The organism is Rhodococcus sp. 14-2470-1a (assembly GCF_002259425.1).
Taxonomy (GTDB): Bacteria; Actinomycetota; Actinomycetes; order Mycobacteriales; family Mycobacteriaceae; genus Rhodococcoides; species Rhodococcoides fascians_E.
On the sequence record NZ_NPFZ01000001.1, the window covers coordinates 48,766 to 72,720 of the forward strand.

General features: G+C 66.8%; 20 protein-coding genes and 1 pseudogene. 10 read left to right on the forward strand and 11 right to left on the reverse strand.

The annotated features are described in order from the left end of the window. Nucleotides 1-7: 7 nt before the first annotated feature. Nucleotides 8-1,030 (reverse strand): PDZ domain-containing protein, encoded by a 1,023-nt coding sequence (locus CH292_RS00265; RefSeq protein WP_094653766.1) that lies wholly within the window; start codon nucleotides 1,028-1,030, stop codon nucleotides 8-10. Between the two features lie 102 nt (nucleotides 1,031-1,132). On the opposite strand from CH292_RS00265, the pseudogene CH292_RS29600 reads away from it, so the two are divergent. The 4 genes and pseudogenes from CH292_RS29600 to CH292_RS00285 form a co-directional block, all read left to right on the forward strand. Next, nucleotides 1,133-1,261 (forward strand): annotated as a pseudogene (locus CH292_RS29600) (DUF1720 domain-containing protein); the annotation flags it as partial. Nucleotides 1,262-1,311: 50 nt separating this feature from the next. Continuing rightward, nucleotides 1,312-2,724 carry a zinc-dependent metalloprotease gene (locus CH292_RS00275; RefSeq protein WP_094653768.1) on the forward strand — a complete coding sequence of 471 codons (1,413 nt, stop codon included), beginning with the start codon at nucleotides 1,312-1,314 and terminating at the stop codon, nucleotides 2,722-2,724. Between the two features lie 149 nt (nucleotides 2,725-2,873). After that, nucleotides 2,874-3,755: a hypothetical protein gene (locus CH292_RS00280; protein WP_094653769.1), complete on the forward strand. Its 882-nt coding sequence runs from the start codon at nucleotides 2,874-2,876 to the stop codon at nucleotides 3,753-3,755. A gap of 72 nt (nucleotides 3,756-3,827) precedes the next feature. Then, nucleotides 3,828-5,144 (forward strand): AarF/ABC1/UbiB kinase family protein, encoded by a 1,317-nt coding sequence (locus CH292_RS00285; protein WP_019666054.1) that lies wholly within the window; start codon nucleotides 3,828-3,830, stop codon nucleotides 5,142-5,144. 75 nt (nucleotides 5,145-5,219) lie between these two features. Here the strand turns inward: CH292_RS00285 and CH292_RS00290 are convergent, their stop codons facing one another. From CH292_RS00290 to CH292_RS00300, 3 genes are all read right to left on the reverse strand, one after another. Then, the gene (locus CH292_RS00290; protein ID WP_170947480.1) at nucleotides 5,220-5,483 is read right to left on the reverse strand and encodes a WhiB family transcriptional regulator; all 264 of its coding nucleotides are present in this window, start codon (nucleotides 5,481-5,483) and stop codon (nucleotides 5,220-5,222) included. A gap of 277 nt (nucleotides 5,484-5,760) precedes the next feature. Beyond that, a complete protein-coding gene (locus CH292_RS00295) occupies nucleotides 5,761-6,066 on the reverse strand; it encodes a hypothetical protein (RefSeq protein ID WP_256977817.1) in 306 nt (101 codons plus the stop codon). A 130-nt stretch (nucleotides 6,067-6,196) separates the two neighbouring features. After that, on the reverse strand, nucleotides 6,197-8,323 hold the full coding sequence (locus CH292_RS00300; protein ID WP_037160962.1) for an ATP-dependent DNA helicase UvrD2: 2,127 nt from the start codon (nucleotides 8,321-8,323) through the stop codon (nucleotides 6,197-6,199). Nucleotides 8,324-8,432: 109 nt separating this feature from the next. Here CH292_RS00300 and CH292_RS00305 point away from each other — a divergent pair, with 109 nt between their 5' ends. After that, nucleotides 8,433-8,705 (forward strand): mycoredoxin, encoded by a 273-nt coding sequence (locus CH292_RS00305; RefSeq protein ID WP_026347939.1) that lies wholly within the window; start codon nucleotides 8,433-8,435, stop codon nucleotides 8,703-8,705. Nucleotides 8,706-8,748: 43 nt separating this feature from the next. Here the strand turns inward: CH292_RS00305 and nudC are convergent, their stop codons facing one another. Together nudC and CH292_RS00315 are read right to left on the reverse strand one after the other, a co-directional pair. Next, nucleotides 8,749-9,654, reverse strand: coding sequence for an NAD(+) diphosphatase (nudC, locus tag CH292_RS00310; protein ID WP_037142684.1), 906 nt, complete (start codon nucleotides 9,652-9,654; stop codon nucleotides 8,749-8,751). A gap of 64 nt (nucleotides 9,655-9,718) precedes the next feature. Next, entirely contained in the window at nucleotides 9,719-10,786 is a 1,068-nt protein-coding gene (locus CH292_RS00315) for a TrkA family potassium uptake protein (RefSeq protein ID WP_026347941.1), read from the reverse strand. Between the two features lie 148 nt (nucleotides 10,787-10,934). Between CH292_RS00315 and CH292_RS00320 the strand changes: the two genes are divergently transcribed. Further along, nucleotides 10,935-11,318: a hypothetical protein gene (locus tag CH292_RS00320; protein WP_019666061.1), complete on the forward strand. Its 384-nt coding sequence runs from the start codon at nucleotides 10,935-10,937 to the stop codon at nucleotides 11,316-11,318. Nucleotides 11,319-11,321: 3 nt separating this feature from the next. On the opposite strand, the gene CH292_RS00325 is transcribed toward CH292_RS00320, so the two are convergent. Both CH292_RS00325 and CH292_RS00330 read right to left on the reverse strand, forming a co-directional pair. Further along, the gene (locus tag CH292_RS00325; RefSeq protein WP_306437475.1) at nucleotides 11,322-14,822 is read right to left on the reverse strand and encodes an ATP-dependent DNA helicase; all 3,501 of its coding nucleotides are present in this window, start codon (nucleotides 14,820-14,822) and stop codon (nucleotides 11,322-11,324) included. Then, a complete protein-coding gene (locus CH292_RS00330) occupies nucleotides 14,819-18,181 on the reverse strand; it encodes an ATP-dependent DNA helicase (RefSeq protein WP_094653771.1) in 3,363 nt (1,120 codons plus the stop codon). The genes CH292_RS00325 and CH292_RS00330 overlap by 4 nt, the downstream gene beginning before the upstream one ends. A gap of 90 nt (nucleotides 18,182-18,271) precedes the next feature. Here CH292_RS00330 and CH292_RS00335 point away from each other — a divergent pair, with 90 nt between their 5' ends. From CH292_RS00335 to CH292_RS00350, 4 genes are read left to right on the forward strand one after another with little or no spacing between them, the layout of a single operon-like run. Further along, nucleotides 18,272-19,048, forward strand: coding sequence for an alpha/beta fold hydrolase (locus tag CH292_RS00335; protein WP_019666068.1), 777 nt, complete (start codon nucleotides 18,272-18,274; stop codon nucleotides 19,046-19,048). Beyond that, nucleotides 19,049-19,354, forward strand: a complete 306-nt coding sequence (locus CH292_RS00340) for an MGMT family protein (RefSeq protein ID WP_094653772.1) — start codon at nucleotides 19,049-19,051, stop codon at nucleotides 19,352-19,354. An 11-nt stretch (nucleotides 19,355-19,365) separates the two neighbouring features. Beyond that, complete coding sequence (locus CH292_RS00345) at nucleotides 19,366-19,800, forward strand: PaaI family thioesterase (protein WP_019666070.1); 435 nt, start codon at nucleotides 19,366-19,368, stop codon at nucleotides 19,798-19,800. Then, nucleotides 19,797-21,551, forward strand: a complete 1,755-nt coding sequence (locus tag CH292_RS00350; RefSeq protein WP_094653773.1) for an NTP transferase domain-containing protein — start codon at nucleotides 19,797-19,799, stop codon at nucleotides 21,549-21,551. The genes CH292_RS00345 and CH292_RS00350 overlap by 4 nt, the downstream gene beginning before the upstream one ends. A gap of 1 nt (nucleotide 21,552) precedes the next feature. Here CH292_RS00350 and CH292_RS00355 read toward each other — a convergent pair whose 3' ends face one another. From CH292_RS00355 to nirD, 3 genes are read right to left on the reverse strand one after another with little or no spacing between them, the layout of a single operon-like run. Further along, the gene (locus tag CH292_RS00355; RefSeq protein ID WP_080733952.1) at nucleotides 21,553-22,290 is read right to left on the reverse strand and encodes a sirohydrochlorin chelatase; all 738 of its coding nucleotides are present in this window, start codon (nucleotides 22,288-22,290) and stop codon (nucleotides 21,553-21,555) included. Nucleotide 22,291: 1 nt separating this feature from the next. After that, complete coding sequence (locus CH292_RS00360) at nucleotides 22,292-23,545, reverse strand: uroporphyrinogen-III synthase (protein WP_037160943.1); 1,254 nt, start codon at nucleotides 23,543-23,545, stop codon at nucleotides 22,292-22,294. Next, nucleotides 23,542-23,934 carry a nitrite reductase small subunit NirD gene (gene nirD, locus CH292_RS00365; RefSeq protein WP_019666074.1) on the reverse strand — a complete coding sequence of 131 codons (393 nt, stop codon included), beginning with the start codon at nucleotides 23,932-23,934 and terminating at the stop codon, nucleotides 23,542-23,544. Before nirD ends, CH292_RS00360 begins: the two co-directional genes overlap by 4 nt. Between the last annotated feature and the right edge of the window lie 21 nt (nucleotides 23,935-23,955).

A 23,955-nucleotide genomic window follows, 5' to 3' on the forward strand; every position in this document is an offset into this window, starting at 1 on the left:
CGATTCGTCAGCAGCTGGGCGCGTCTTCCCCGCGGCCGAGGGCATCGAGCGAGTCGATGGCTCCGTCGAGCGAATCGACCTTGACCAGACGAAGTCCGGCAGGAACGTTCTGCGACGCCTCGTCGCAGTTCTGCGACGGCACCAGAAACGTCGTCGCCCCGGCCTCACGCGCAGCGATCAGCTTGTACGGAATGCCGCCGATCGGCCCGACTGCTCCGGCCGAATCGATGGTGCCGGTCCCGGCGACGAAATCGCCGTTGCTCAGCTCGCCGGGACTCAACTTGTCGACGACGGCCAGGCTGAACATCAGACCGGCCGAGGGCCCGCCGACGTCGGCCAGGTTGAACGTGACCGTGAACGGAACGTCGGGCTCCTCGGCAGGTGTGACCCCGAGGTAGCCGGACTCCGCATCGTCGGGACGGGAACCGAGCACCACCGACTCGGTCCGGGTGGCACCGTCCTTCTCCACGACGATGTCGACGGACTCCCCCGGTGAGCGAGCACTGACCGCCTCACGCACAGCGCTGACCGAAGCGACGGGCTCCCCCGCCACCGACACGAGCCGCTCACCTTCGTTCAACAGGCCTGCGGCCGGACCGTCGGGCGCCACCGAACCGACGACGAGAACAACGGGCAGTCCCAGATGGTGCAGCGCCGCGAGCTGAGCACTGTTCTCGGACTGTTCGAAATCGGCCTGATTGCCTTCCTGGACCTCTTCTTTCGTCTTGTTCGGCGGATACACCTCCTCGCGCGGGACGAGCCCTTGCCGTCCACTCGCCCAGTAACCGAGCGCTTCGAAGATGTTCAGCTGATCACGCACCGCCACCGTCGTCATGTTCAGATGCCCGGTGGTGGGATCGACATCCGTCCCGTCGATCTGCACGACAGGAACCCCGTCCGCATCACCGAGGGTGTTGTACGTCGGTCCCGGTCCGAGCGCAGCGAACGGAACCGTCACGACGGTACCGACCACACCGAGCACGACAACCGGTACGAGGGCGGCGACAAGAGTGGCAATCCGACGATTCACCCGACAAACATAGATCCGCCGACTGTGACGACGATGTGAGACCCCCGTCAGAACCCACCACGTTCATTCCGCAGGCTCCACTCACAGCCTCCCCGTTCATTCCGCAGGCTCCACTCACAGCCCACCGGTTCATTCCGCAGGCTCCACTCACAGCCCACCGGTTCATTCCGCAGGCTCCACTCACAGCCCACCGGTTCATTCCGCAGGCTCCACTCACAGCGTTCGCCGTAAGCGTGATCACCAGCGGTGCTGTTCGCGCCCTCGCCTTGTACCGTTGACTTATGAGCAATTTCGGTTTTCAGGGCTCCGACGAGGATCCGGACAAGAAGAAGGATCAGAGCGGTGGCGAGGGCTCCGGCGGTAATCCCGGCGGTTTCGGCTTCGGCACCGAGGGTTTCGATCCTGCGGCCCTGGGGCAGATGCTCACCCAGTTCGGGCAGATGTTGAGCGGCATGGGTGCGCCCGGTGCCGGTGGCTCCGCTGCGGGCCCGGTCAACTACGACCTGGCCAAGCAGTTGGCACGCCAGCAGATCGGGGACTTCACTCCCGTCGGCAAGGGCAAGGCCGACGCGGTCTCCGAGGCCGCTCATCTCGCGGAACTGTGGCTCGACGGCGCGACGACTCTTCCCGCTGGTGCGTCCAAGACGTCGGCGTGGACTCCGGTCGACTGGTTGGAGAACACGATCGACACCTGGAAGAGGCTGTGCGATCCGGTGGCCGAGCAGATTTCCGGAATGTGGACTGCCGGTCTGCCTGCCGAAGCGCAGCAGATGGCGGGACCGATGATGGGGATGCTCACGCAGATGGGCGGCATGGCGTTCGGTTCCCAGCTCGGCCAGGCGTTGGGGCAGCTGTCCAAGGAGGTTCTGACGTCGACCGACATCGGAATTCCCCTCGGACCGAACGGAGTGTCCGCGCTTCTCCCCGAGTCCATCACGGCGTTCACCGAAGGGTTGGAACAACCCGAACGTGAAGTTCTGGTGTTCCTCGCAGCCCGCGAAGCTGCGCACCAGCGCCTGTACAGCCACGTTCCGTGGCTTCGTCAGCGCGTGCTGGCGACGGTCGAGGAGTACGCACGCGGTATCCGGATGGACTTCTCGGCCATCGAGGAAGCCGCGTCGGGCCTCGACCCGGCGTCGCTGACCGATCCGTCGAAGATCGAGGAGATTCTGCAGCAGGGCGCGTTCGAGCCGCAGACGACTCCCGAACAGAAGCAGGCGCTCGAACGACTCGAGACTCTGCTCGCCCTCGTCGAAGGCTGGGTGGAGACGGTCGTCTCCGAAGCCCTCGGGGAAAGGCTGCCCGGCGCCGTGGCCCTCGCGGAAACCATTCGTCGCCGACGTGCATCCGGTGGACCGGCCGAGCAGACGTTCGCGACGCTCGTGGGCCTCGAACTTCGTCCGCGCAAGGTTCGCGAAGCAGGCGATCTGTGGCGTCGACTCACCACCGCCGCAGGGATCGAGGGACGCGACGGCGTCTGGGCCCACCCGGACCTCCTGCCGGTGTCGTCCGATCTTGACGACCCGGCCGGGTTCGTCGACGGCGTCATCGGCGGAGGGTCCAGCTCCTTCGACGACCCCATCGCTCAGCTCGAGGCCATGGAGGCTCAGGAACGAGCAGCCAAGAACAAGTCGGACGAGACGGACACGGACGACGGGGACAAGAAGGACGGGGACGCCGGCAGCACCGGCTGATCCCGAATTCACGGTCGACGAGGGGTGTGCCGAAATTTTCGGCGCATCCCTCGTTTTGTCTCGATCGCGCTGGTGAGGCGTCCGACGGCCTGTGGATAACCCGTCCTCGACGCCGTCGACGGGGATGCGTCGTGTGCAACTCTGCGTCCATGTCCGCCCAGGAATCACCCCACTCTGCCCAGCCGGTTCCGATGCTGCGGCGGCCCAGGCTCGACGTACCGGTGTTCTCGCAACGAGACGGCACGATCCGACTCGGGTGGAATCCGGATCGGTCGTTCGTCGTCACGCCTCCGCCGGGTGTCGAGTACGACGTCCTCGTCGATCTACTGCGTCGGCTCGACGGAGTTCATTCGAGAGCCCACACGATCTGGTACGCGGGCACCGTCGGGATGTCCGCCAGTGCGATGTCCACACTGCTGGCCGAGCTCGTCGAGGCAGAACTGTTGGTCGAAGGGCGTTCGCGGCCTCACGTTCCCGAGGGAACGACGCAGACCGTGGTGCACGTCGTCGGACGCGGGCCGCTGGCCGACGCTGTCGTCGCGGGCCTCCCGACGTCGTCCTCGATCACGGTCCGGCGTTCCTCGTCGGGGGCGGGCAAAGTCGCGGGCTCCGCCATCACGGCCGGCGATGTCGCGGTTCTCACGGACGACCTGGCCCCTGATCCACATCTCGTGACCGAGCTGGTTCGCGCCAGAACACCGCACGTGCAGGTTCGGTTGCGCGACGGCACGGGCGTGGTCGGTCCGTTCGTCATTCCGGGGACGACGAGTTGTCTCCGGTGCGCCGACCTGACCAGAGGCGGCCTCGACCCACAGTGGCCGCACATCTCCGCGCAGCTCCTCGGCAGCGTCGGGCATGCGGACAAACCCACCGTCCTGGCAGCCGCGGCGGTCGTTCTCGGACAGATACACCAGTTCGTCCGCGACCGTCGACCGTCGTTGATCGACACGACCGTCGAGATCGACCTCGGCTCGCACGTCATCGAACGGCGTCGGTGGACTCGTCATCCGCACTGCGATTGTGCCGTGTGACGAACGACGCGAACACAGGCGCTGTGGCCTGCAGTCTCGGCAGAATGTCGTCCCGTCCGACATGATGGAGGCGTGCCAGACATTCCACGCCGGGGTTCGGCCCGGACAGCCAAACTCGCGCGCATCCCGATCGGTATCGCCGGTCGGGCTGCAGTCGGTTTCGGAAAGAAGTTGGCCGGGGGGAACCGCCAGGAGATCGACTCCGATCTTGCCGCCAAAGCTGCCGAGCAGTTGTTCTCGGTACTGGGCGAGCTCAAGGGCGGTGCAATGAAATTCGGGCAAGCGTTGTCCGTGATGGAAGCCGCCGTGCCGGAGGAGTTCGCCGAACCGTACCGCGAGGCTCTCACCAAGCTGCAGGCAGACGCTCCGCCGCTTCCCGCCGCGAAGGTGCACCGGGTACTGGACAGGCAGCTGGGCACCGCCTGGCGGTCACGGTTCGCTTCGTTCGACGACACCCCGATCGCGTCGGCGAGCATCGGGCAGGTGCACCGTGCAGTATGGTCCGACGGCCGAGACGTCGCTGTGAAGGTGCAGTATCCGGGTGCAGACGACGCGCTCCGTGCCGACCTGAAGACGATGTCGCGGTTTGCCAACACCTTCAGTGCGATCTTCACCGGGGCCGACGTCAAACCAGTCCTCGACGAGTTGATCGCCCGTACGGAGGACGAACTGGACTATCGGATCGAGGCGGCGAGCCAACGTGTGTTCGCGTCGACGTTCGACGGTGACAGCCGGTTCGCTGTGCCCCGCGTGGTGGCGAGTGCACCCAAGGTGCTGGTCACCGAATGGATGAGCGGTACTTCGTTGTCGTCGATCATCGCCGACGGTTCCGTGGAGCAGCGCAATGCCGCGGGTGAGCTTCTGGTGCTTTTCGCGTTCGCTGCGCCCGCACTCGCGGGCCTGCTGCACGCCGATCCGCACCCCGGCAACTTCATGATGCTGCCCGACGGGCGTCTCGGTGTGATCGACTTCGGGGCCACCGCACCGATGCCCGACGGCCTCCCGCCGGTGTTGGGCCGGATGGTCAGGCTGGCGCGGGAAGAAAAGTTCGACGAACTGGTCGAACTGTGTACGGCCAGTGGTTTCGTGATTCCAGGTAGAACGGTGACGGCGAGGGAGATTGCCGATTACCTACGTCCGTTCACCGATCCGATCAGGACCGACTCTTTTCACTTCACCAGGTCGTGGCTGCAGAAAGCTGCTGGTACGGCAACGGAATTCGACAGTGCGCAGTTCAAGACCGCGCGGGCGCTCAACATGCCTGCCGAGCAGGTCATGATCTTCAGGGTGCTGGGCGGACTCGTGGGCATCTGCGCGCAATTGGATGCCTACGCGCCGTACATGGCCATCCTGACGGAGTGGATGCCTGGGTTCTCGGACGAGACCTGATCGGTCTCGTCCGAGAACGGGGCGGATACGCCCGTGGTGTGCAATGGATACGGCGAACACCGGATCGCATCCAGGTCACGCGACCTGCTGCTTCCGCGGCCGTCCACGCGGGCGCTTGCGGGCGATGACGACTCCCTGATCGAGAATCTCACCTCCCCATACTCCCCATGGCTCGGCACGGTCGAGTGCGGCACTCAAACACGTGCGCCGAATGGGACATTCGGCGCACAGCGCCTTTGCTCGCTCCAATTCTCCCGGTGTCTCGGCGAACCAGAGATCCGGATCGGCCACACGGCACGGCACTTCGTCGCCGAGGGTGCCGGCATTCTGGGTGTCCAACGAGGAGGTCTCGCTGGCCGGGGTCGCCTGGTCGCCGAGGTGCGTGGCCGAGTATCGCTCGGTTGCAGCATGTTCGGATCGTTCGTATCGGCATGTCGTCCGGATCGTGGCGGTTGACACGTCGGTCTCCTCTACTTTTCGTGCGGCGTGTTTACGGTTGTTCGGTATCTGAGCGAACCGGTCGGGCCGAGAAGTTCGAATTCGAGGGGACTCATCGAACGAAAAAGGCCACGGTCCGCGTATGCGGGTCCGTGGCCTGTAAGGCAAGTCGAAAGCTCTACCGAGATTTCTCTCGATATCGACTTTCGACCACGGACACCACTGCCGTACGGCGACGGCGGGCTGCGGGGGACGCCTTGGCGGCGAACCACTGGGCGGCAGAAGCTTCGGCCGCTGCAGCGGCTGGAACGACTGCTGCTGGTGCGCAGGCTGCGTCGGCCGCGAGCTGATGCGCTCCGGCGACGCGCACTGCCGCGCCCGTCGACGCGGAAGAGAAGTGAGCGGAGCTACCGAGGACGTGCATCAGCCGTGCGTCGGTCGCGGGTGCGACAGCGCTCGTGACGATCGAATTGAAAATCTTCATGTTCTCCACCTCCTACTTCCGAATCGATATGCGGACAATGTCTGTGGCACGCGGTCTCCCGCGAGCGGTGAAAACAGACTAAACCTGTTGGTCGAAACTGCACAAGTTATTTTCTACCTGCGGCTTTACATCAGTTGGTCGATGATTCCCGCACGACGGTCAGGACGTCCTCACCGAAACGTTCCAACTTCTTCGCGCCGATCCCGGGAATGGCCACGAGACCGCGGTCGTCCTGTGGTTGCTGCTCTGCGATGGCCGTGAGCGTCGTATCGCTGAAGACAACGTAGGCAGGCACTTTCAGCTCCCGCGATTTGTCCAACCTCCATGCCTTCAACGCATCGAGCAGAGCAACATCGACGTCCGTCGGGTGACTTTCGCAGCGACCGAGCATGGTCGCCGCCGTTCCGATCAACGGTTTGCCGCACAACCTGCACTTGGGTCCGGACTTCTTGGTCGTCGGAGTGGCGATGCGTGATGCGGGTGAATCCTCGGGAATCAATCCGTTGAGAAAACGCGACCGACGCCTGGATTTGCGACCGCCCTCGTTGCGCGCGAGCGCCCAGGACAGATGCAGATGCTCGCGCGCACGAGTGACGCCGACGTACAGCAGCCGCCGTTCCTCTTCGATCGCGGCGTCGTTGTTGGCACTCGGGTCGCTGCCGAGCGCATGCGAAATGGGCAGCGTGCCGTCGGCGAGTCCGACGATGAAGACAGCGTCCCACTCGAGACCCTTCGCTGCATGCAGCGACGCCAACGTCACACCCTGGACGACCGGTGGATGCCGCGCCTCGGCGCGGGCCGCCAGTTCACCGAGCAGACGATCCAGATCCAGCGCCGGATCCTGCGCCAACAATTCTTCGGTGACCTGTACCAGCCCGCCGAGCGATGCCCACTTCTCCCGCGCCTGCGCACCCGTCGGCTCCGTCGACGTCAAACCGAGCGGCGCCAGTACAGCGCGCACCAGCGACGGCAGGCCGTCGCCGCACTTGGACTCGTCCGGCAGATCTTCCCTGCCGGCGGCGCTGCGAAGAGCCGAAATACCCTGCCGCACTTCAGGTCTGTTGAAGAACCCTTCACCGCCACGGACCTGGTACGGAATCTGCAACTCCGTCAGAGCCTGCTCGTGCGCCTCCGACTGCGCGTTGATGCGGTAGAGCACCGCGATCTCCGCGGGCGCGACGCCCTTGCCGATCAACCTCTTGATCGCCCGAGCGACACCGTCGGCCTCGGCCGGCTCGTCGTCGTACTCGAAGAACTCCGGTTCTGGGCCTGCCGGGCGTTGCCCGATCAATTGCAGCCGAGTCCCGGCGATCCGCCCGCGCGCTGCACCGATCACCCGGTTGGCGAGCGACACCACCTCGGGAGTCGATCGGTAGTCACGCTCGAGACGCACGACGGTGGCGTCGGGAAAGCGTCGCGAGAAATCCAGTAGGTACCGCGGGGTCGCGCCGGTGAACGAGTAGATCGTCTGATTCGCATCACCGACGACCGTCAGGTCGTCACGTTCACCGAGCCAGGCATCGAGCACACGCTGCTGCAGAGGCGTCACGTCCTGGTACTCGTCCACCACGAAGCAGCGGTACCGCTCACGGAACTCGTCGGCGACGGCAGAATGCTCCTCGAGCGCAGCAGCGGTGTGCAGCAGCAAGTCGTCGAAATCCAGCAGCATTCCGTCGCCGCCGTGCGACTTCAAATCCTCGTACCCGGCGTAGACCGAGGCGACCTTCGCAGCATCCATCGGCACCTCCCGGCGCAGCCGCGCGGCCACTGCCGGGTAGTCCTCGGGTGCGATCAACGAGCCCTTCGCCCATTCGATCTCACCGGCCAGATCGCGCACGGAGTCCGTCGACGTGGACACTCCGGCGCGATGCGCCGACTGGCTCACCAGGGCGAACTTCCGATCCAGAAGCTGCCAGCCCGTGTCCCCGACCACCTGAGGCCAGAAGTACTTCAGCTGCCTCAGCGCAGCAGCGTGGAACGTGCGGGCCTGCACGGACGGGCCCTCACCACCGACACCCAGTTCTCTCAACCGGCCGCGCATCTCCCCCGCGGCCCTCGCCGTGAAGGTCACTGCGAGGACTTGCCCGGCCGACACGTGACCGGCGTCGACGAGGTGTGCGATGCGCCTCGTGATGGTCCTCGTCTTGCCGGTACCCGCACCGGCGAGAACGCAGACGGGGCCTCGTGGGGCAGCTACCGCGGCCGACTGTTCGGGATCCAACCCGGCGGTCATCGAATCCACAGACATGGTCTCCATCTTGTCAGGGGGTGCCGACACACCCGTCATCCCGTCTGCCGCCTCGGACTCCGCCGGTGCTCACTCGACCGACGGAACAACACATTCGGCATCGGTGTTGAATCGTCTCGTGACTACCACCGAGAACTCAGCACCCGAGTCCCCCGCGGCACTGACCGTCTACTCCACGACGTGGTGCGGTTACTGCAGGCGTCTGAAGACCCAGCTCGACGAAGCCGGCATCGCGTACGCCGAGATCGACATCGAGGAAGATCCGAAGTCCGCCGAGTTCGTCGGCAGCGTCAACGGCGGCAACCACGTCGTCCCGACGGTTCTGTACGCCGACGGCTCGACCGCGACCAACCCGTCACTCGCCGCCGTCAAGAGCGCACTCGGACTCTGATGCCACGCGTGGCGGGTCGGACGCGGTAACGACGCTGCGCAACCTAACCGGCGGAGCCCGCCCACGCTTCGAGCATGCCCCGGGCGATCGAGATCGAGCCGGGCAACAGAAGCCGTGAGTCGGAGTCGGCGGCCCAGTCGCCGACTTCGAGAGCCGCTCGGACCTCGCTGCGGTCGAACCAGTGCGCCTCGGCGATCTCACCGTCCAGGAAGTTCAGCGGAACCTCGGGATCGGCGACGGCGGAGAACCCGATCATCACCGACCGCGGAAACGGCCACGGCTGACTGCCGAGGTACGTGATGTCGGAGACGGTGATGCCGACTTCCTCGCGGATCTCCCGTAGGACGCAGGTCTCGAGCGATTCGCCTGCTTCGACGAAGCCCGCGAGGACCGAGAATCGACGCTCCGGCCACGCCGGAGCCCGGGCCAGGAGGACCTTGTCCGCTCCGTCGTGCACGAGGCAGATGACCGCGGGGTCCGTGCGGGGAAACTCCTCGTGGCCGTTGGACGTGCTGACACGCGACCACCCGGCCGCCGACGGAGTCGTCGCTGCGCCGTCGAGCGCACTGAAGCTTGCACTCGCATGCCAGTTCAGGATCGCGAGCGCGCTCGTCAGGATCGACAGCTGGGTCGCGTCCAGACGCTCACCGATGGTCCGAAGGTCCCCCAGCTCGCCGGTCAGAGCCCCGACGCGCTGCGCCCACAGATGACGTCCGTCGTCGATGCCGAGAAACACGGCGTCCAGCGCGGGTTCCGAACCGAGGTCCGTCGCATCGACGTACACCAGAGAATCGCCCTCGACCCGGAGCCTTCCTCGGTGATCGACCTGCAGTACCTTCGCCGTCGGCCAGCCGCTGCGCAGCGCGTCGGTGTTCTTTCGAAGTTCCTCGGCTCGATCGAGTGGCGAGCGGGACAACAACGGTGGAGAAGCGAGTTCGAATCGTGGCACCACTGAACCCTACTGCGCCCGCTCGGACGCTCGTCCGACCGCGTGGACTGGATCGTCCGCGCGTTCACTCCCCTACGCGGCGGATGTAGAGCAGACGATCCGATGCCTCGACGGCGTCGACCTCGGGCGATCCGACGCGGTACAGCTTGCCTCCGCGCACGACGCCCAACACGATGTCGGTGAGGTGCCGCGGCGACCCGCCCACCTCGTCGCGCTCGACTTCGCGCTCGGCGACAGCGAATCCGGCCTCCGGCGTCAGGAGATCCTCGATCATCTCCACCACGCTCGGCGTCGAGGTAGCGATGCCGAGCAGACGTCCTGCGGTCTCCGAGGACACCACCACCGAGTCCGCACCCGACTGCCGAACCAGGTGAGTGTTCTCGGCCTCTCGTACCGACGCGACGATCTTGGCCTTCGGCGCGATCTCGCGCGCGGTGAGCGTCACCAGCACCGCGGTGTCGTCGCGGTTGGTGGCGACGATGATCGCTGCGGCGTGCTGCGCGCCGGTCAATCGCAACACGTCCGACTTGGTCGCGGAACCGTGCACCGTGACCAACCCCATGTTGGACGCGGAATCGAGGACCGTCTGGTCCGTGTCCACGACGACGATCTCCGACGCGGGAACACCGTCCCCGAGCATGGCGTCGACCGCGGTGCGGCCCTTCGTTCCGAAACCGATGACCACGGTGTGATTGCGCACGCTGCGCCTCCATCGCTGAATTTTGAATGCCTGCCGGGAACGCTCCGTGAGAACCGCGAGCGTCGTGCCGACCAACAAGATGAGGAAGAAGATTCGAAGTGGTGTGATCACCAGAATGTTGACGAGGCGGGCCGACGGCGCGATCGGAGTGATGTCGCCGTATCCGGTCGTGGACAACGAGACCGTCGCGTAATAGAGCGCATCGAGGAAGGACAGTTCGTTGTCCTGAGCGTCCCGATACCCGTCGCGGTCCAGGTACACGATCACCGCGGCCAGCAGCAAGGCCGCGAGCGCGATGAGGATGCGCCGATAGATCGCGCGCCACGGGCTGCTCTGCAACTCCGGAACCCGCAGAACACCCACCAACGCGAAGTCCGGCTTGTCGGTCAGCGTGTCGCCCGCACTCAAGCGGGCACGCAATCTACCAGCCACGTTTCCTTCTCTGCTCTCGTCGCATCTGCACTCGCCGCAGCCCGTTCGTTCACCGCAACGGTCCGGCTGGCAGCCTAACCCCAATCCGCGATTTCGCTCGTGCCGACGCGTCGACCACTGTCGTCGCCGCTTGTGGCACGGTGTAGCCATGACACAGCGCACGAGTCACGCCGCGGCCGCACGACTCGCCGTTCTTCTGGGCGGCGCGGGGGTCCTCCACTTCGTCACCCCCCAGTTCTTCGACATGCAGGTACCCCGCGCTCTTCCGGGCAAGGCGCGCACGTACACGCAGGTGTCGGGAATCGCCGAGCTCGCCGTGGCCGGTGCAGTGGCCGTTCCGGCGACACGGCGCCTCGGTGGCGGGCTCGCTGCAGCGCTCTTCATCGCAGTGTTTCCCGCAAACATCGACATGGCGCGCAGGTTCGTGAGTAACCCCAAGACCTCCCCCGTCGTCAAAGCCGCTGTGCTGGCCCGTCTTCCGCTCCAGATTCCACTGGTGACCGAAGCCCTGAAGGTACGACGACTGTCCTGACGCTCACGGTCTCTCGCCGAACTCGATGTCCCGGGTCCCGTCGATGAGGGTCGCGAGTCGCCCGGCGTCGGGCAGGTCGTTCGGAGCGATGGTCCGGCCGCTGCGCACGTAATGGAACGCGGCACGCACACGATCCAGAGGAACGGGCTCCGCAGTCGACGCGGACATCAGTTCGGCCCACGCGATGCGATACGCAGCGAGCTGCATGACCACCGACTTCTCCTCGGCGGCAGTCGGCTCCTGCCCCGTCTTCCAGTCGATGACGGTCCATCCACCGTCCGAATCGGCGAACACCGCATCGATCCGGCCCCGAAGTACCGTCCCGGCAACGGACGTCTCGAACGGAACCTCGACCTCGATCGGACTACGAAGCGACCAGTCGGAGTCGAGGAAGGCCTGCTGCAGCGTCTCGAGATCGACATCGGCGGAGGCACCCGTGTCCGCCGAACCCGGTAGCTCGTCGAGATCCAACAACCTCGTCGCCCCGAAGCGTCGCTCGATCCAGGCGTGGAACGCTGTACCTCGACGCGCCAGAGGGTTGGGAGGAAACGGCAACGGTCGACGAAGTCGCGACGCCAACGCGTCCGGATCTGCGGCGAGATCGACGAGCTGACTCACCGAGAGGTTGTGCGGCAACTCCACATCCACCCTGGTGTGCATACGCTCCTCTCGTTCGGCGAGCAGAGCATCGACGTCGGCAGCCCAGTTCTCCGGATCGGATTCGTCGTCGTGCCCGGAAGGCTGCGACGTGTCCACGCTCAGGACCGCCCTCACTCCACGCTCCACGGCGTCGCGGCGCAGTCCCAGCGGATCTCGCGGCCACAGGGCAGAATGAGGCTGGGCCGCAAGCGGATTCTCCGATCCGTCCTCGGGCGCGGCGTCCCAATGATCGACGACGCCGACAGGGCGGCCGCGATCGGAGCCGTCGTCGAGGACGGCCCGCACCTCACTGAGGAAGTCGGACGGTCCGCGCGGTTTGCTGCTCGTCTCGTCCCAGTGGTGACCCGAGACGAACAGGACCCGTTCCGTCCTGGTGAGCGCTACGTAGAACAGGCGGCGGTCCTCGGCCGACCGGCGACGTGCCAGCGCGTCCTTGTGCCGGTCGATGGCGTCGGCGAGGTCCTTACGGTTGTGCACGTCGTCGAGTTCCAGAACGGGGACGCCCTCGGACATCCGACCGCTGTCGTCGGCGACCGATCTGTCTCCGCGCAGTGTCGGCGGAAGCTCCGCCATCGCGCCGAGCCAGGTCGATGCAGCCGTCGACGACGGAAAAACACCCTTGGACACGTGCGGGACAGCGACGACCTCCCATTCGAGGCCCTTCGCCGAATGCACGGTGAGCACCTGCACTCGGTGCGGCGCCACCTCGATCTCCCCTGGTGCAAGTCCGTCCTCGACGGTCTCCGCCGCGGCGAGAAAGGCAAGGAAACCGGTGACCGTCGAGCTGGGATTGTCGGCGTAATCGGCCACGACAACCGCGAATTCGTCGAGGTGCTCGCGGCCGACCACTCCAACGGCGGACATCGGCGTACGAGCCTGGGCTTCGATTCCGATGCCCATCGACCGCTCGATGTCGGCCACGAGCTCCGTCAGAGGCTGACCGATTCGATCCCGTAGTGCATGCACCTCGGCGGCGAGCGCGGAGATCCTTGCGAATCCGCTCTCCGAATAGCGCTCCTCCGGACCGGGATCGGCGATCGCGTCCGCCAGTCCGGCGTCCTCCGAATGCTCACCCGGGAGCGAACTTTCGAGCGCGGCATCGAGCGCCGCCACATCGTCGACTCGGCCCGATGTTCCGTGGCCGGAGCGAATTCCCAGTTCCCGCATTCGCCGCGACAGAGCACGAAGGTCGGCGGCACCGATCTGCCAACGCGAACCGGTGAGGACACGCATGGCTGCACTTCCCGCCATCGGGTCCGCGACCAGTCGGAGCATCGCGATGACGTCGGCGACCTCCGGAACGTGCAGCAAGCCGCCGAGTCCGACCACCTCGACCGGAAGACCCCGGGCGCGTAGTGCATCGGCTATCGGTTCGGCGTCGGCGTTCCTACGCACCAACACTGCCGCCGTCGGGGGTAACCGATCCTCGGCGAGCGCCGATCGATACTCCCCGGCGATGCTGTCCGCGACCCACTCGCGCTCGTCGAGCACCGTCGCCGACAACGCAATCCTCACGTCACCGGGCTCCACCCCCGGCCGCGGCCGAAGCGTCGGCACCGACACACCAGTCTCCGGGTCGCTCCCGCCGGCTCCGCTCCCAGCCCCCGGGTCGCTCCCGCCGGCTCCGCTCCCAGCCCCTGGGTCGCTCCCGCCGGCTCCGCTCCCAGCCCCCTCACGGAGCGGCGTCGTGATCCGATTCGCGAGTTCGAGCGCTTCGGCAGGATTGCGCCAGCTGGTCAGCAGTTCGAGCCTGGGTGCGGGTGCGCCGCTCGACTGCGGGAAATCGGTTGCGAACCGCGGGAGATTGGCCGCCGAGGCACCTCGCCATCCGTAGATCGACTGCATCGGATCACCGACCGCTGTCAATGCGAGAGTGGCGTCGGATCCTCGACCGAACAACGAGGACAACAGGACTCTCTGTGCATGGCCTGTGTCCTGATACTCGTCGAGTAGTACCAGCCGGAACCTGCTCCGTTCGGACCTGCCCACGTCCTGGTGTTCGGCCGCGACCCGTGCCGCGAGCGACATCTGACTGCCGAAGTCGAGCGCACCCTCGCGACGCAGTGTCTCGGCGAGCCGCTCGACCAGTGGCAACAACGCAACACGTGCGTGCTGCGCATCGACGATGTCCAGCAGGGCCTTCGCCGGACCGCCTCGTTGCTTGGGACCGGGGCCGAGGGTGTGGACCAGTCGATCGAGCTCCAGGTGCGCGCCGCGGAGGGCGTCGGGCGCGACCAGATGCTCGGCGAGCTGACCCGACAGCGCAAGAACCGCCTCGGTGATCGACGTGGGGTTGCGTTCGGTGTCCAGGTCGCCGTCCCACGTGCTCACCACCCGATGCGCCAACTGCCACAGTTCGGTCTCCGACAGGAGTGTGGCCGAGGGCTCGATCGGGAGCAACAGTCCGTGCTCGGTCAACAGCCGCCCCGCGTACGAGTGGTACGTACTCACTTCCGGCTCACCGCTCAGAATTCGTTCTCGCAGAGCGAGACTGGGATCGAGTTCTCGAACGATGTCGGAACCGGCGAGCCGCGCGAGGCGGGCCCGGATTCGCGAAGTGAGCTGCTGCGCGGCCTTTCGTGTGAACGTGAGGCCGAGCACGGCGTCGGGGTCGACGAATTCGTTGGCGACCATCCAGACGACGCGCGCAGCCATGGTCTCGGTCTTGCCCGCTCCCGCTCCTGCGACGACGAGCGTCGGCCCGAGCGGGGCCGAGATCACTGCCGCCTGTTCTGCTGTCGGCGGATGCTTCTGCCCCAGCGCCCGAGACAACTCGATCGGATCGATCCGTGCGTCGCGAACGGAACGTTCGAGCCGTGTGCCGATTTTGGTGACCGTACTCAACTTTCGGTGACCTGCCTTCCGGTTTCCTGCGCCGGGCAACTGGACTTCACCGGGCAATGCCTGCACCCGTCGTTCACGAATGCCTCGAAATACGGGCCTTGCGTCGCCGACGCCGCGGCGTGAACCGTGTCGCGCCACTCGGCCAACTTCTCCGGCGTCGGCGCTTCCTGGATACGCTGCGTCGCACCATCCTGTTTGTGGGGCTTGGCGACGAAGACCAACCGTGCTCCGCCCGGCTCGCCCGCCGGCTCTCCTTCGATGGCGCCGGCCGCGGCCGCCACCTGGTAGGTGGCCAACTGATTGTGGGAGCGAGCGTCCTCCTTGGACATGACCGTCTTGGCCGTCTTGACGTCGATGATCACCGGCCGACCGTCCGGGTCGTGCTCGAGCCTGTCGATTCGTCCACGGAGCGCTACGGACGGTTCGTCGTCGGTCCGCGCCGGGAGCACACCGTCGACTGCTACCTCCACCCCTGCTTCGGTGAGCTCACCTCGGGTTCCACTGAGCCATCTCTCGAAGGTGTCCAGCATCGCTCCGGTGCGATCCAACTCGTGACGCGAGAACCACTGCGAGCCGAGATCCACCGCGTCCCAGGCAGTTTCGAGAGCACGCCGGACCTGCTCCGGAGGCATCTTTCCGGCAACCGCCTGAACGAGAGTGTGCACGAGAGTTCCCGTCACCGCGTGGGTGTTGGCGCCGTCGTTGCCGCCGTGGCGGTCCAGCATCCACCGGAGCGGGCATGTGGTGAGCTGCTCCACGGTGGACGGCGACAGCGGTACCGGGCCGTCACCGAGTGTCCACAGCGGAGCGTCGGTACTGGTACCCGCAACTCCGAACCACTCGCGTGGGTGTGCGCCCTTCACCCCAGCGTCGGCCAGCCTGGCCAGTTGCCGCGCGGCGCGGGCGTGCTTCTGCGGGTCGTGTTCGGCGACATCGGCGTCGCACACGACTCTGCGGAGCTCGGCGACCAACATGGGCAGAGCGAGTACTCGTGCCGCAGGCTGCGGCACCTCGGGAACCTGCTCCAGCTCGTACGCATCCTCGTTACCTCGAAGTTCGTCGAGAAAGCGCGACCGAACCAGATCGGTGTCACCCGTCGAGGAGTCCACTGCAGTGACCAGCAGAGTCGACCGCGCTCGACTGCATGCGACCAGAAACAACCGTCTCTCGTCCGCGAGCAGAGGCGCCGTCTTGGACAACGTTCCGTCCGACGTCACGTCGTCGGCGACTCCGGACGCGAGATCGACGAGGGATTCCGTTCCCAACAAGCTGCCGCGAGCCCGGAGACCTGGCCACAAGCCCTCCTGCACACCGGCTACAGCCACGAGATCCCACTCCCGGCCCGCTGCCGAGTGTGCGCTCAGTACGGTCACGGCATCCTTGGGGACAGCACCGGCCATGCCATTCGACGTCGGAATCTGTTGTTGCGAAATGTATTCGACGAACCCGGCGAGCCGCGCCTGCGGCAGACGATCGACGTATGCGGCTGCGCTGTCGAACAGGGCGACGACGGCATCGAGATCACGGTCCGCCTGAGCACCGGCCGATCCTCCACGAGCCGACGCCGCCGACCACCGCCGCTCGAGCCCGGAGGCCTGCCACGCAGCCCACAGCACGTCCTCGACTCCACGTCCGCGGCGTGCGACGGCGTTGGCCTTGCGCACCACACCGAGCACGCGGCGCAGCGGAGCCGCCTCCACGTCGGACAACTGGGCCATCCACCGAGAACGGTCCGTCTCGGGGGCGGTGTCGCTACCGGACTGCGATCGAACTCCGGTGATGGCCTGCCGCAGCAGCTCTGCCGAATCCCGCTCCCCTCCCGAGGCCAGCTCCACACGCCGGACACCGCGGCGGAGGCGTCGAAGTGCCACCGGATCCGCGCCGCCGACCGGACCCGACAGCAGGGCGAGCGCGTCCTCACCGTCGAAGGTCGGGTCCACCAGGGCGCGCACCACGAGCAGTAGACCGACGGCGCCGTGCTGACGATGCAGCGGAAGTTCCGACGCCGGCGTCAGGATCGGGACCCCCGCCGCCTGCAAGGCTCGGCGCAGCGGCGCGATGACGCGGGGAACGGACCGTACGACCACGGCCATCGCGGACCACGGCATGCCGTCGACGAGGTGCGCGCGCCGCATCGTGTCCGCGATCAGCGCCGCTTCCTTCGCGGCCGACGGCAGCACCTGCACGAGCGCTCGGGCGTCGCCGTACTGCGCGGACGCCACTGCCTCCGGGGCGCGGTGCCGACCGAGGCCGGGTAGACGGCCGCTGATCCTCGCGGTGACAGCAGCGACTGCGGGTGCGCTGCGGAAATTTCGGTCGAGCATCACGTGTCGCTCGGACCCGGCGTCGGCGAGGTCGGCCAGAAAGGACGGGTCGGCGCCGCGGAAGGTGAACACCGATTGATCCGGGTCTCCGGCGATCACCGTCGATTCCGTGCGGCTACCGATCAACCGAACCAGCTGTGCGGCTTGCGGATCCAGATGCTGCGCATCGTCGACGACGAGGTGTCTGATGCGGGCGCGCTCGGAATGAAGGAGATCGGGGTCGGTGGCGAACGCCATCAGTGCACTGCCGATGAGTTCGGCAGCGTCCAGCCCGGGTGCCGACGCGCCTGCCGCCTCGACTCCGACGGCTCCGCGCAGCAGCATCGCTTGCTCGTACCGCGCGGCGAACTTTCCGACGGCCATCCACTCCGGACGCGCATGCTTACGACCCAGTTTCACCAGATCCTCCGGACCGATCCCGCGTTCTGCCGAACGCAGCATGAGGTCGCGTACCGCGGTGACGAACCCCGCCATGCCGAGCGCGGGACGCAATCGGTCCGGCCAGTCCTGGGCTCCGTCCTCGAGGTCGCCGCGCAGCATCTCGCGGACGACGGCGTCCTGTTCGGCGCCGGTGAGCAGCCGAGGGGGCGGGTTGCCGTGAATGGCCGCCTGCAGGCGCAGCACAGCGAAAGCGTAGGAATGTACCGTTCGTACCAGGGGCTCCCGTGTTGCGCGCACGGCGTGCTCACCGGCGAACAATCCCCCGGTGATCTGCTGACGCATCGCGGTGGCCGCGCGCTTCGACTGAGTCAGCACGAGGACCGCTTCCGGGTCACCGGCGACGATCCGCGACACCGCGTAGTCCGCGACCAGGGAGGACTTACCAGTACCCGGACCTCCGATCACCTGCCACGGCTGCCAGGCGGGTGCGCCGTCCACCGCAGCGGACACGGCGTCGGTCCGCCCGGCGAGCATGTGCGCCGCAGAACCCGTCCACGTCCGGGGCGGTACGGCGACCTTCGGTGCCCGCACGAGGGTGGCCGCAGCGGCGTGCCTACCCCCGTGCTGGGTGCCGCTCCGACTGTCCGAACTCATTCCTCGATTGGATCATGGGCCACCGACATGTCATGCACACCTCGGACTGCGGAACGAGCGACAGAACTCCGGCTACGGCATAGTTGAGCCGTGCCGAAGTTGAACTCTTACACGTACGGTCCCGCCGACGGACCCGAAGTTCTCGCTGTTCACGGAATGACGGGACACGGCGCACGCTGGGCGCACCTGGCCCACCAGCATCTCGCCGATGTTCGCGTGCTGGCTCCCGATCTCGTCGGCCACGGCCGGTCTCCGTGGACGCCGCCGTGGGACATCGACGCTCAGGTCGACGGCTTGAGCGAGCTGCTCGACGCGCATGCTCGGGGCCCGGTGGTGGTCGTCGGTCACTCCTACGGTGGTGCGCTTGCCGTACACCTCGCGAAGTCCCGTCCCGAGAAGGTACGCGGGTTGCTGTTGCTCGATCCGGCGATCGAGCTGGACCCGTCCGACCTCCTCGAAGTGGCTGGGCTCACGGCCAAGTTCCCCGATTACACCGACGCCGAGGAAGCCAAGTCGGAGAAACTGAACGGCGCGTGGGCCGACGTCGATCCGGCTTTGCTCGATCAGGAGGTGGAGGACCACCTCGTCGACGCCGACAAGGGGCGTGTCGCCTGGCGGATCTCGACCCCGGCGATCGTCTCGTCGTGGGGTGAACTCGCCCGGCCGCTCGTGGTTCCTCCTGCCGATGTGCCGACGATTCTGGTGCAGGCGATGCGCGTGCAACCTCCGTACGTCGGAGACAAGTTCAAGGCCGCGTTGTCCGATCGACTCGGGGACAACCTGACCGTCCTCGAGTTCGACTGCGACCACATGGTGGCTCAGGCCAAGCCCGCAGAGGTCGCCGAGCTGGTGCGTCGGCTCCTGTAGATGGCAGCGATCACCGAGGAGCAGGTCGAACGGGTCCGCGAACTCGTCGCGTCGATTCCTGCTGGACGCGTCAGTACCTACGGGGACATCGCTGCCGCAGCGGGCCTGTCGAGTCCGCGCATCGTGGCGTGGATCATGCGCACCGACTCTGCGGACCTGCCATGGCATCGGGTGCTGCCGGTGAGCGGCAGACCGGCAGCTCACCTCGCGACTCGTCAGTTGGAGAACCTGCGGAGCGAAGGCGTCCTCGCCGTCGACGGGCGGGTGCGCCTGGGGGAAATTCGGTTCGCGTTCGGCGCCGACTAACCTCGGAAAGCATGAACCTCGGACCGTTCGATCCTCGCCCGACTGCCAAGTACGCACTCGGTAAGGCGAGCCCGTTCGTCGCGGCAGCCGGACTGGTCGTCGACGAGGTCTCCGGAACTCGGGTGGTCGGCCACATCGAGCTGTCGGAGGACCATCACACTCCGTGGGGCGTCGTGCACGGTGGGGTCTACACCGCGGCAGTCGAATCCGCTGCGAGCATCGGCGCGAGCGAAGCGGTGAAGGATCGAGGCGAGTTCGCCGTCGGTGTGCACAACGGTACCGATTTCCTTCGCGCCAGTAAGGGCGGCAGAGTGGACGTCGTCGCAGAGCCGCTGCAGCAAGGCCGAATTCAGCAACTGTGGCTGGTCACGATCACCGCCACGGACAGCGGAAAGGCCATTGCCCGGGGGCAGGTTCGGCTGCAGAACGTGCCGCTCCCGACATGAGCATCACCGGTGTCGACGCGGTCATCCTTGCGGGAGGCGCCGCACGCAGGATGCACGGCGTCGACAAACCAGGCCTGACCGTCGGCCGAATCAGCATGCTGCAGAGAATGATCGACGCGGCCGCGGTAGCAGACACCATCGTCGTCGTCGGACCGCATCGACCGGAGTTGGCGCCGCACATCGTGCAAACCCGCGAGAATCCCGCCGGGTCCGGGCCGGTCGCGGCGATCGCAGCGGGGTTGGACGCCCTCCGCGATCGCAGCGTCGGTACCGGTGACGCGAACGCACTTCTGATACTGGCCGCGGATCTCCCGTTCGTCGACGCCGCGGCGATCGATCGCCTCGTGGCGGAGTCGGACGCTGCTGCCGCCACCTTCGCGGCAGACGGCGACGGACGCACGCAGTACCTCTTCGGTGTCTGGAACACCGCAGCGCTCAGGCGCAGCATCGACGATCTCCCGGACACGCGGGATCTGCCGATGCGTGCGTTGATTCCGCAGGATCACCGCGTGATCCGCATCGACGGCGTCGACGACTGCGACACTCCCGAGCATCTGAGTCTGGCGCGGCGACACCTCGCCGAGTACTTGCCGGCTCGACCCGTACCGACCGTCGACGAGGCACGCGAGACGATCCGAAACCGGCTGCGCCCCATTCCGACCCGACGTACGGCCACCCGTGACGCTCTCGGTGCGACCTCGAGCGAGCCCGTGATCGCGTCGGCCCCTCTGCCGCCGGTCGACATCTCGGCGATGGACGGATACGCGGTGTGCGGGACGGGGCCGTGGACGATTCGCAGCGAGATCGCATTCGCAGGCACATCGGGCCACCGGCCGCTGGGGCGCGGGGAAGCCATGCGCATCGCCACCGGTGCCCTCGTTCCCGCGGGAGCGGACTCGGTGGTACGGGACGAAGACGTGCGAGTGTCCGGTGACGACTTGAATCGAGCCGAGGGTGCACCCGTGCGCGACGACACTCGGCGTGCGGGCGAGGATTGGATCGCCGGAACGGTACTCGCCCCGGCGGGAACCGACATCGGGGCCGCCCTCGTGTCCGTCGCCCTCGGCGCCGAGATCGAGGACATCGCAGTACGCGGACCGGTCCGAGCACGAATAATTCTCAGCGGGAACGAGATTCGGGGACCCGGCGAGCTACAACCAGGGCAGACCCGCGACACCATCGGGCCGGTCTTGCCGAACTATCTGGCTGCGTGCGGCATCTCCACGACCGACTCGGAACACCTCGACGATTCGCCCACGGCGTTCGACGATCTCCTCGCCGACCCCACCGACGCCGATCTCGTCGTCGTCGTCGGTGCGACCGGAGGCGGAGCCGCCGATTCTCTGCGCAGCGCGCTCGTCGACGCGGACGCGGACGTCGTGGTGCACCGCACGCGCGTCCGTCCGGGCGGTTCGCAGATCACAGCGGTGCTACCGGACGGTACGGTGGTGCTCGGACTGCCCGGTAATCCGTTCGCGGCCGTCGCGACGGTCATGGTGACTGGACCCGCCGTCGTCGACGCTCTCACAGCGCGAACTCCCCGACCTCCGCTGCTGGGGTACGTGAGCGGGACCGACAAGGCGTCGACGACACGCATCGTGCCCGTTGTGCGGGACGGCACTGGCTGGCGCGTCTCCCCCGGCATCGGGACCGCCCATCTGCGCACTCTGATCGACAGCGACGCCGTGGCGTTGATCCCGCCGGAGCACGACCCCGACGTACCCGTCGAACTGGTGCTCCTGCCTCGGTGAACTACCGCACGGACCCGCGCGAGTAGTCGTTCGACCGCGCCGCAAGCTCGGCGGAGCCGCTACGGAATCGGTCGACGACGAGGTCCACGATGCCCTGATGCAGCCCGAGAGGATCGGCCACGCCGTCGCTCCCGGCGTCGGACAGTCGGTCGTGAAAGAGCCCTCGTGCCAACAGATACGACGCCACGAACACCCGCTGGTGGCCGTACGACCGTAGTGTCGCCACGGCGTCGGGAACGGTGGGGCTGGCGGTCGCGACATAGCCGATCCGGACCGGCACGTCGGTCAGTTCGGCCACCATCAGTGCAGCGCGGCGATGTTCGGCGAGGGCGCGCCGATCCGACGACCCGGCCGCAGCGAACACGATGGCATCACCCGGTCGCCAGCCCGCCGCGAGCAGTCGGTCCACCATCACTCGGGCGAACACACGGTCCGGTCCGAGTGCCGGCGTCACCGTCGTGCACGGATGCTCGCTCGCGGCGACCTCACGTGGAACATCGGTGTGCACGTGATACCCGGACGCCAGAAACGCCGGGACCACCACAGCGGGACCCTCCAGCTCGCGCAGCACCTCGGCCGGGGACGGCCCCAGCACGTCGACGAACGCCACCCGGGTCGGTCCGACCTCGGCGCCGACGGCCTCGGCCAGTGTCGCGATCATTTCGACGCCGCGTGGATTGCGAGTTCCATGGGCCACCAACACCAGCGAAGGTGTTGCGGCAGAGCGAATACCGTTCATGTCAGTACTTGCTTCCTTCCTGGTATGCAGCTACACCGACGCTCTCGGCAGCGACGCCGGTGTCGGATGGTGCATCGGGGAGTGTGTCGACCGGATCGATCGCGAGTCGATAGCCCCGCTTGACCACTGTCTGAATCACTTTCGGCGCACCGAGGGAGGATCTCAGTCTCGTCATGGCCGTCTCGACGGCATGGGTGTCGTCGCCGCCTCCCGGGAGAGCGCCGAGCAGATCGTCCCTGGACACGACGCGGCCCGGTGTGGCAGCCAACGTCTTCAGGATCGCCATGCCTGCCGGAGACACCGCCCGAACGACACCGTCGACGACGACGCATCGACTCCGCACACTCAGCGAGTGACCGCCTGCGCTCATCGGAGCGGCACGTCTCGGTAGTTCCTCGGCGATGTGCCGCGCGAGCGATCCCAGCCGGGCCCGCGTCGGTTGCGTCGTCGGCACGTTCGATTGTTCCAACGGCGCCGCGGTGACCGGTCCGACGCACACGGCGAGAACGCGCGTCCGCAAAGAATGCAGCAACGCGTCCAGAACACCGTTCTCGTCCGCCCGCATCAACAGCGACACCACCGCCGGGGCGCTCGTGAAGCTGATCGCGTCGAGATCCCCCAGGACGACGGCCTCGATCATCCGGTCCATCGGTGAGCTGTCGTCGGGAGCCGTCCACCGGTACACCGGAACCGGCACGACCTCGGCGCCGGCATTGCGCAACGCCTCGCAGAAATCGGGCACCGGCTCCCATTCGGTCGTGGCACCGTGCAGCTGAACCGCGATCCGTGTGCCCTCTACGCCCTCGGCGAGCAGGTGTTCGAGCACCTCCGCCGAGGATTCGGACGCCGGGCTCCACTCTTCTCGCAAGTCGGCGGCTCGAATGGCGCCCTTCGCCTTGGGCCCGCGAGCAAGAACTCTCGACGCCGCGAGGGCCTCGTTCAACGCTTCCGCTCGGCCCCACCCCTCCGCGGCCTCGATCCATCCTCGAAAACCGATACCCGTGGTGGCGACGGTTATCTCGGGAGGGTCGGCAATGATTTCCTCGGTGACGCGTTCCAACTCGGCGTCGTCGGCCAGCGGGATGATTCGGATCGCGGGTGCGTGCATGACCGTCGCACCTCGTCGTTGCAGCAGTGTCTCGAGCTCGTCGGCCCGGCGTGACGCGGTGATCCCGACGGCGAATCCGGCCAGAGGCTCCCCCGAGATCGGTGTCGCAGCGCACGACTCCGTTCCCGCCTCGGCTGCACTCGTCACGTCGATTCGCCCCGCACGTGGATGACGCCGCCGTCCGTCCTGGTCTCGAAGGAACCGAGGCCGACGCTCTCGTCGTCGAGGCACCGTCCGTCGACCAGCGAGAAAACCTGCTTGAGCAGCGGCGACGCGACGGTCGCCTCCCCGGCCCGATCGCCGACGAGTCCTCTGGACATGACGGCCGCGCGACCGAATGGGTCAACGTTGCCGACGGCGTAGGTCTCGCCCGTCTCGAGCAGGAACAGGGCTACCTGTGTGCCTCCGCGCAACAGCACGGCTACTCCCCTGCCGGGTACCAGGGAATCGACGGTGCACGCCGGTGTCCACTCACGAGCCGAATGAGTGCCGCCCGCGGCCGGTGTGGTGGTACTGAGCGAATCGATGACAGTCATGGTGTCGGACCTCCTGATGCA

Coding starts and splice junctions, on each gene's coding strand:
- CH292_RS00350 (WP_094653773.1), top strand. CDS start 19,797: ATGAGCATCACCGGTGTCGACGCGGTCATCCTTGCGGGAGGCGCCGCA.
- CH292_RS00320 (WP_019666061.1), top strand. CDS start 10,935: ATGACACAGCGCACGAGTCACGCCGCGGCCGCACGACTCGCCGTTCTT.
- CH292_RS00345 (WP_019666070.1), top strand. CDS start 19,366: ATGAACCTCGGACCGTTCGATCCTCGCCCGACTGCCAAGTACGCACTC.
- CH292_RS00330 (WP_094653771.1), bottom strand. CDS start 18,181: ATGAGTTCGGACAGTCGGAGCGGCACCCAGCACGGGGGTAGGCACGCC.
- CH292_RS00275 (WP_094653768.1), top strand. CDS start 1,312: ATGAGCAATTTCGGTTTTCAGGGCTCCGACGAGGATCCGGACAAGAAG.
- CH292_RS00295 (WP_256977817.1), bottom strand. CDS start 6,066: ATGAAGATTTTCAATTCGATCGTCACGAGCGCTGTCGCACCCGCGACC.
- CH292_RS00355 (WP_080733952.1), bottom strand. CDS start 22,290: ATGAACGGTATTCGCTCTGCCGCAACACCTTCGCTGGTGTTGGTGGCC.
- CH292_RS00300 (WP_037160962.1), bottom strand. CDS start 8,323: ATGGAGACCATGTCTGTGGATTCGATGACCGCCGGGTTGGATCCCGAA.
- CH292_RS00280 (WP_094653769.1), top strand. CDS start 2,874: ATGTCCGCCCAGGAATCACCCCACTCTGCCCAGCCGGTTCCGATGCTG.
- CH292_RS00340 (WP_094653772.1), top strand. CDS start 19,049: ATGGCAGCGATCACCGAGGAGCAGGTCGAACGGGTCCGCGAACTCGTC.
- nirD (WP_019666074.1), bottom strand. CDS start 23,934: ATGACTGTCATCGATTCGCTCAGTACCACCACACCGGCCGCGGGCGGC.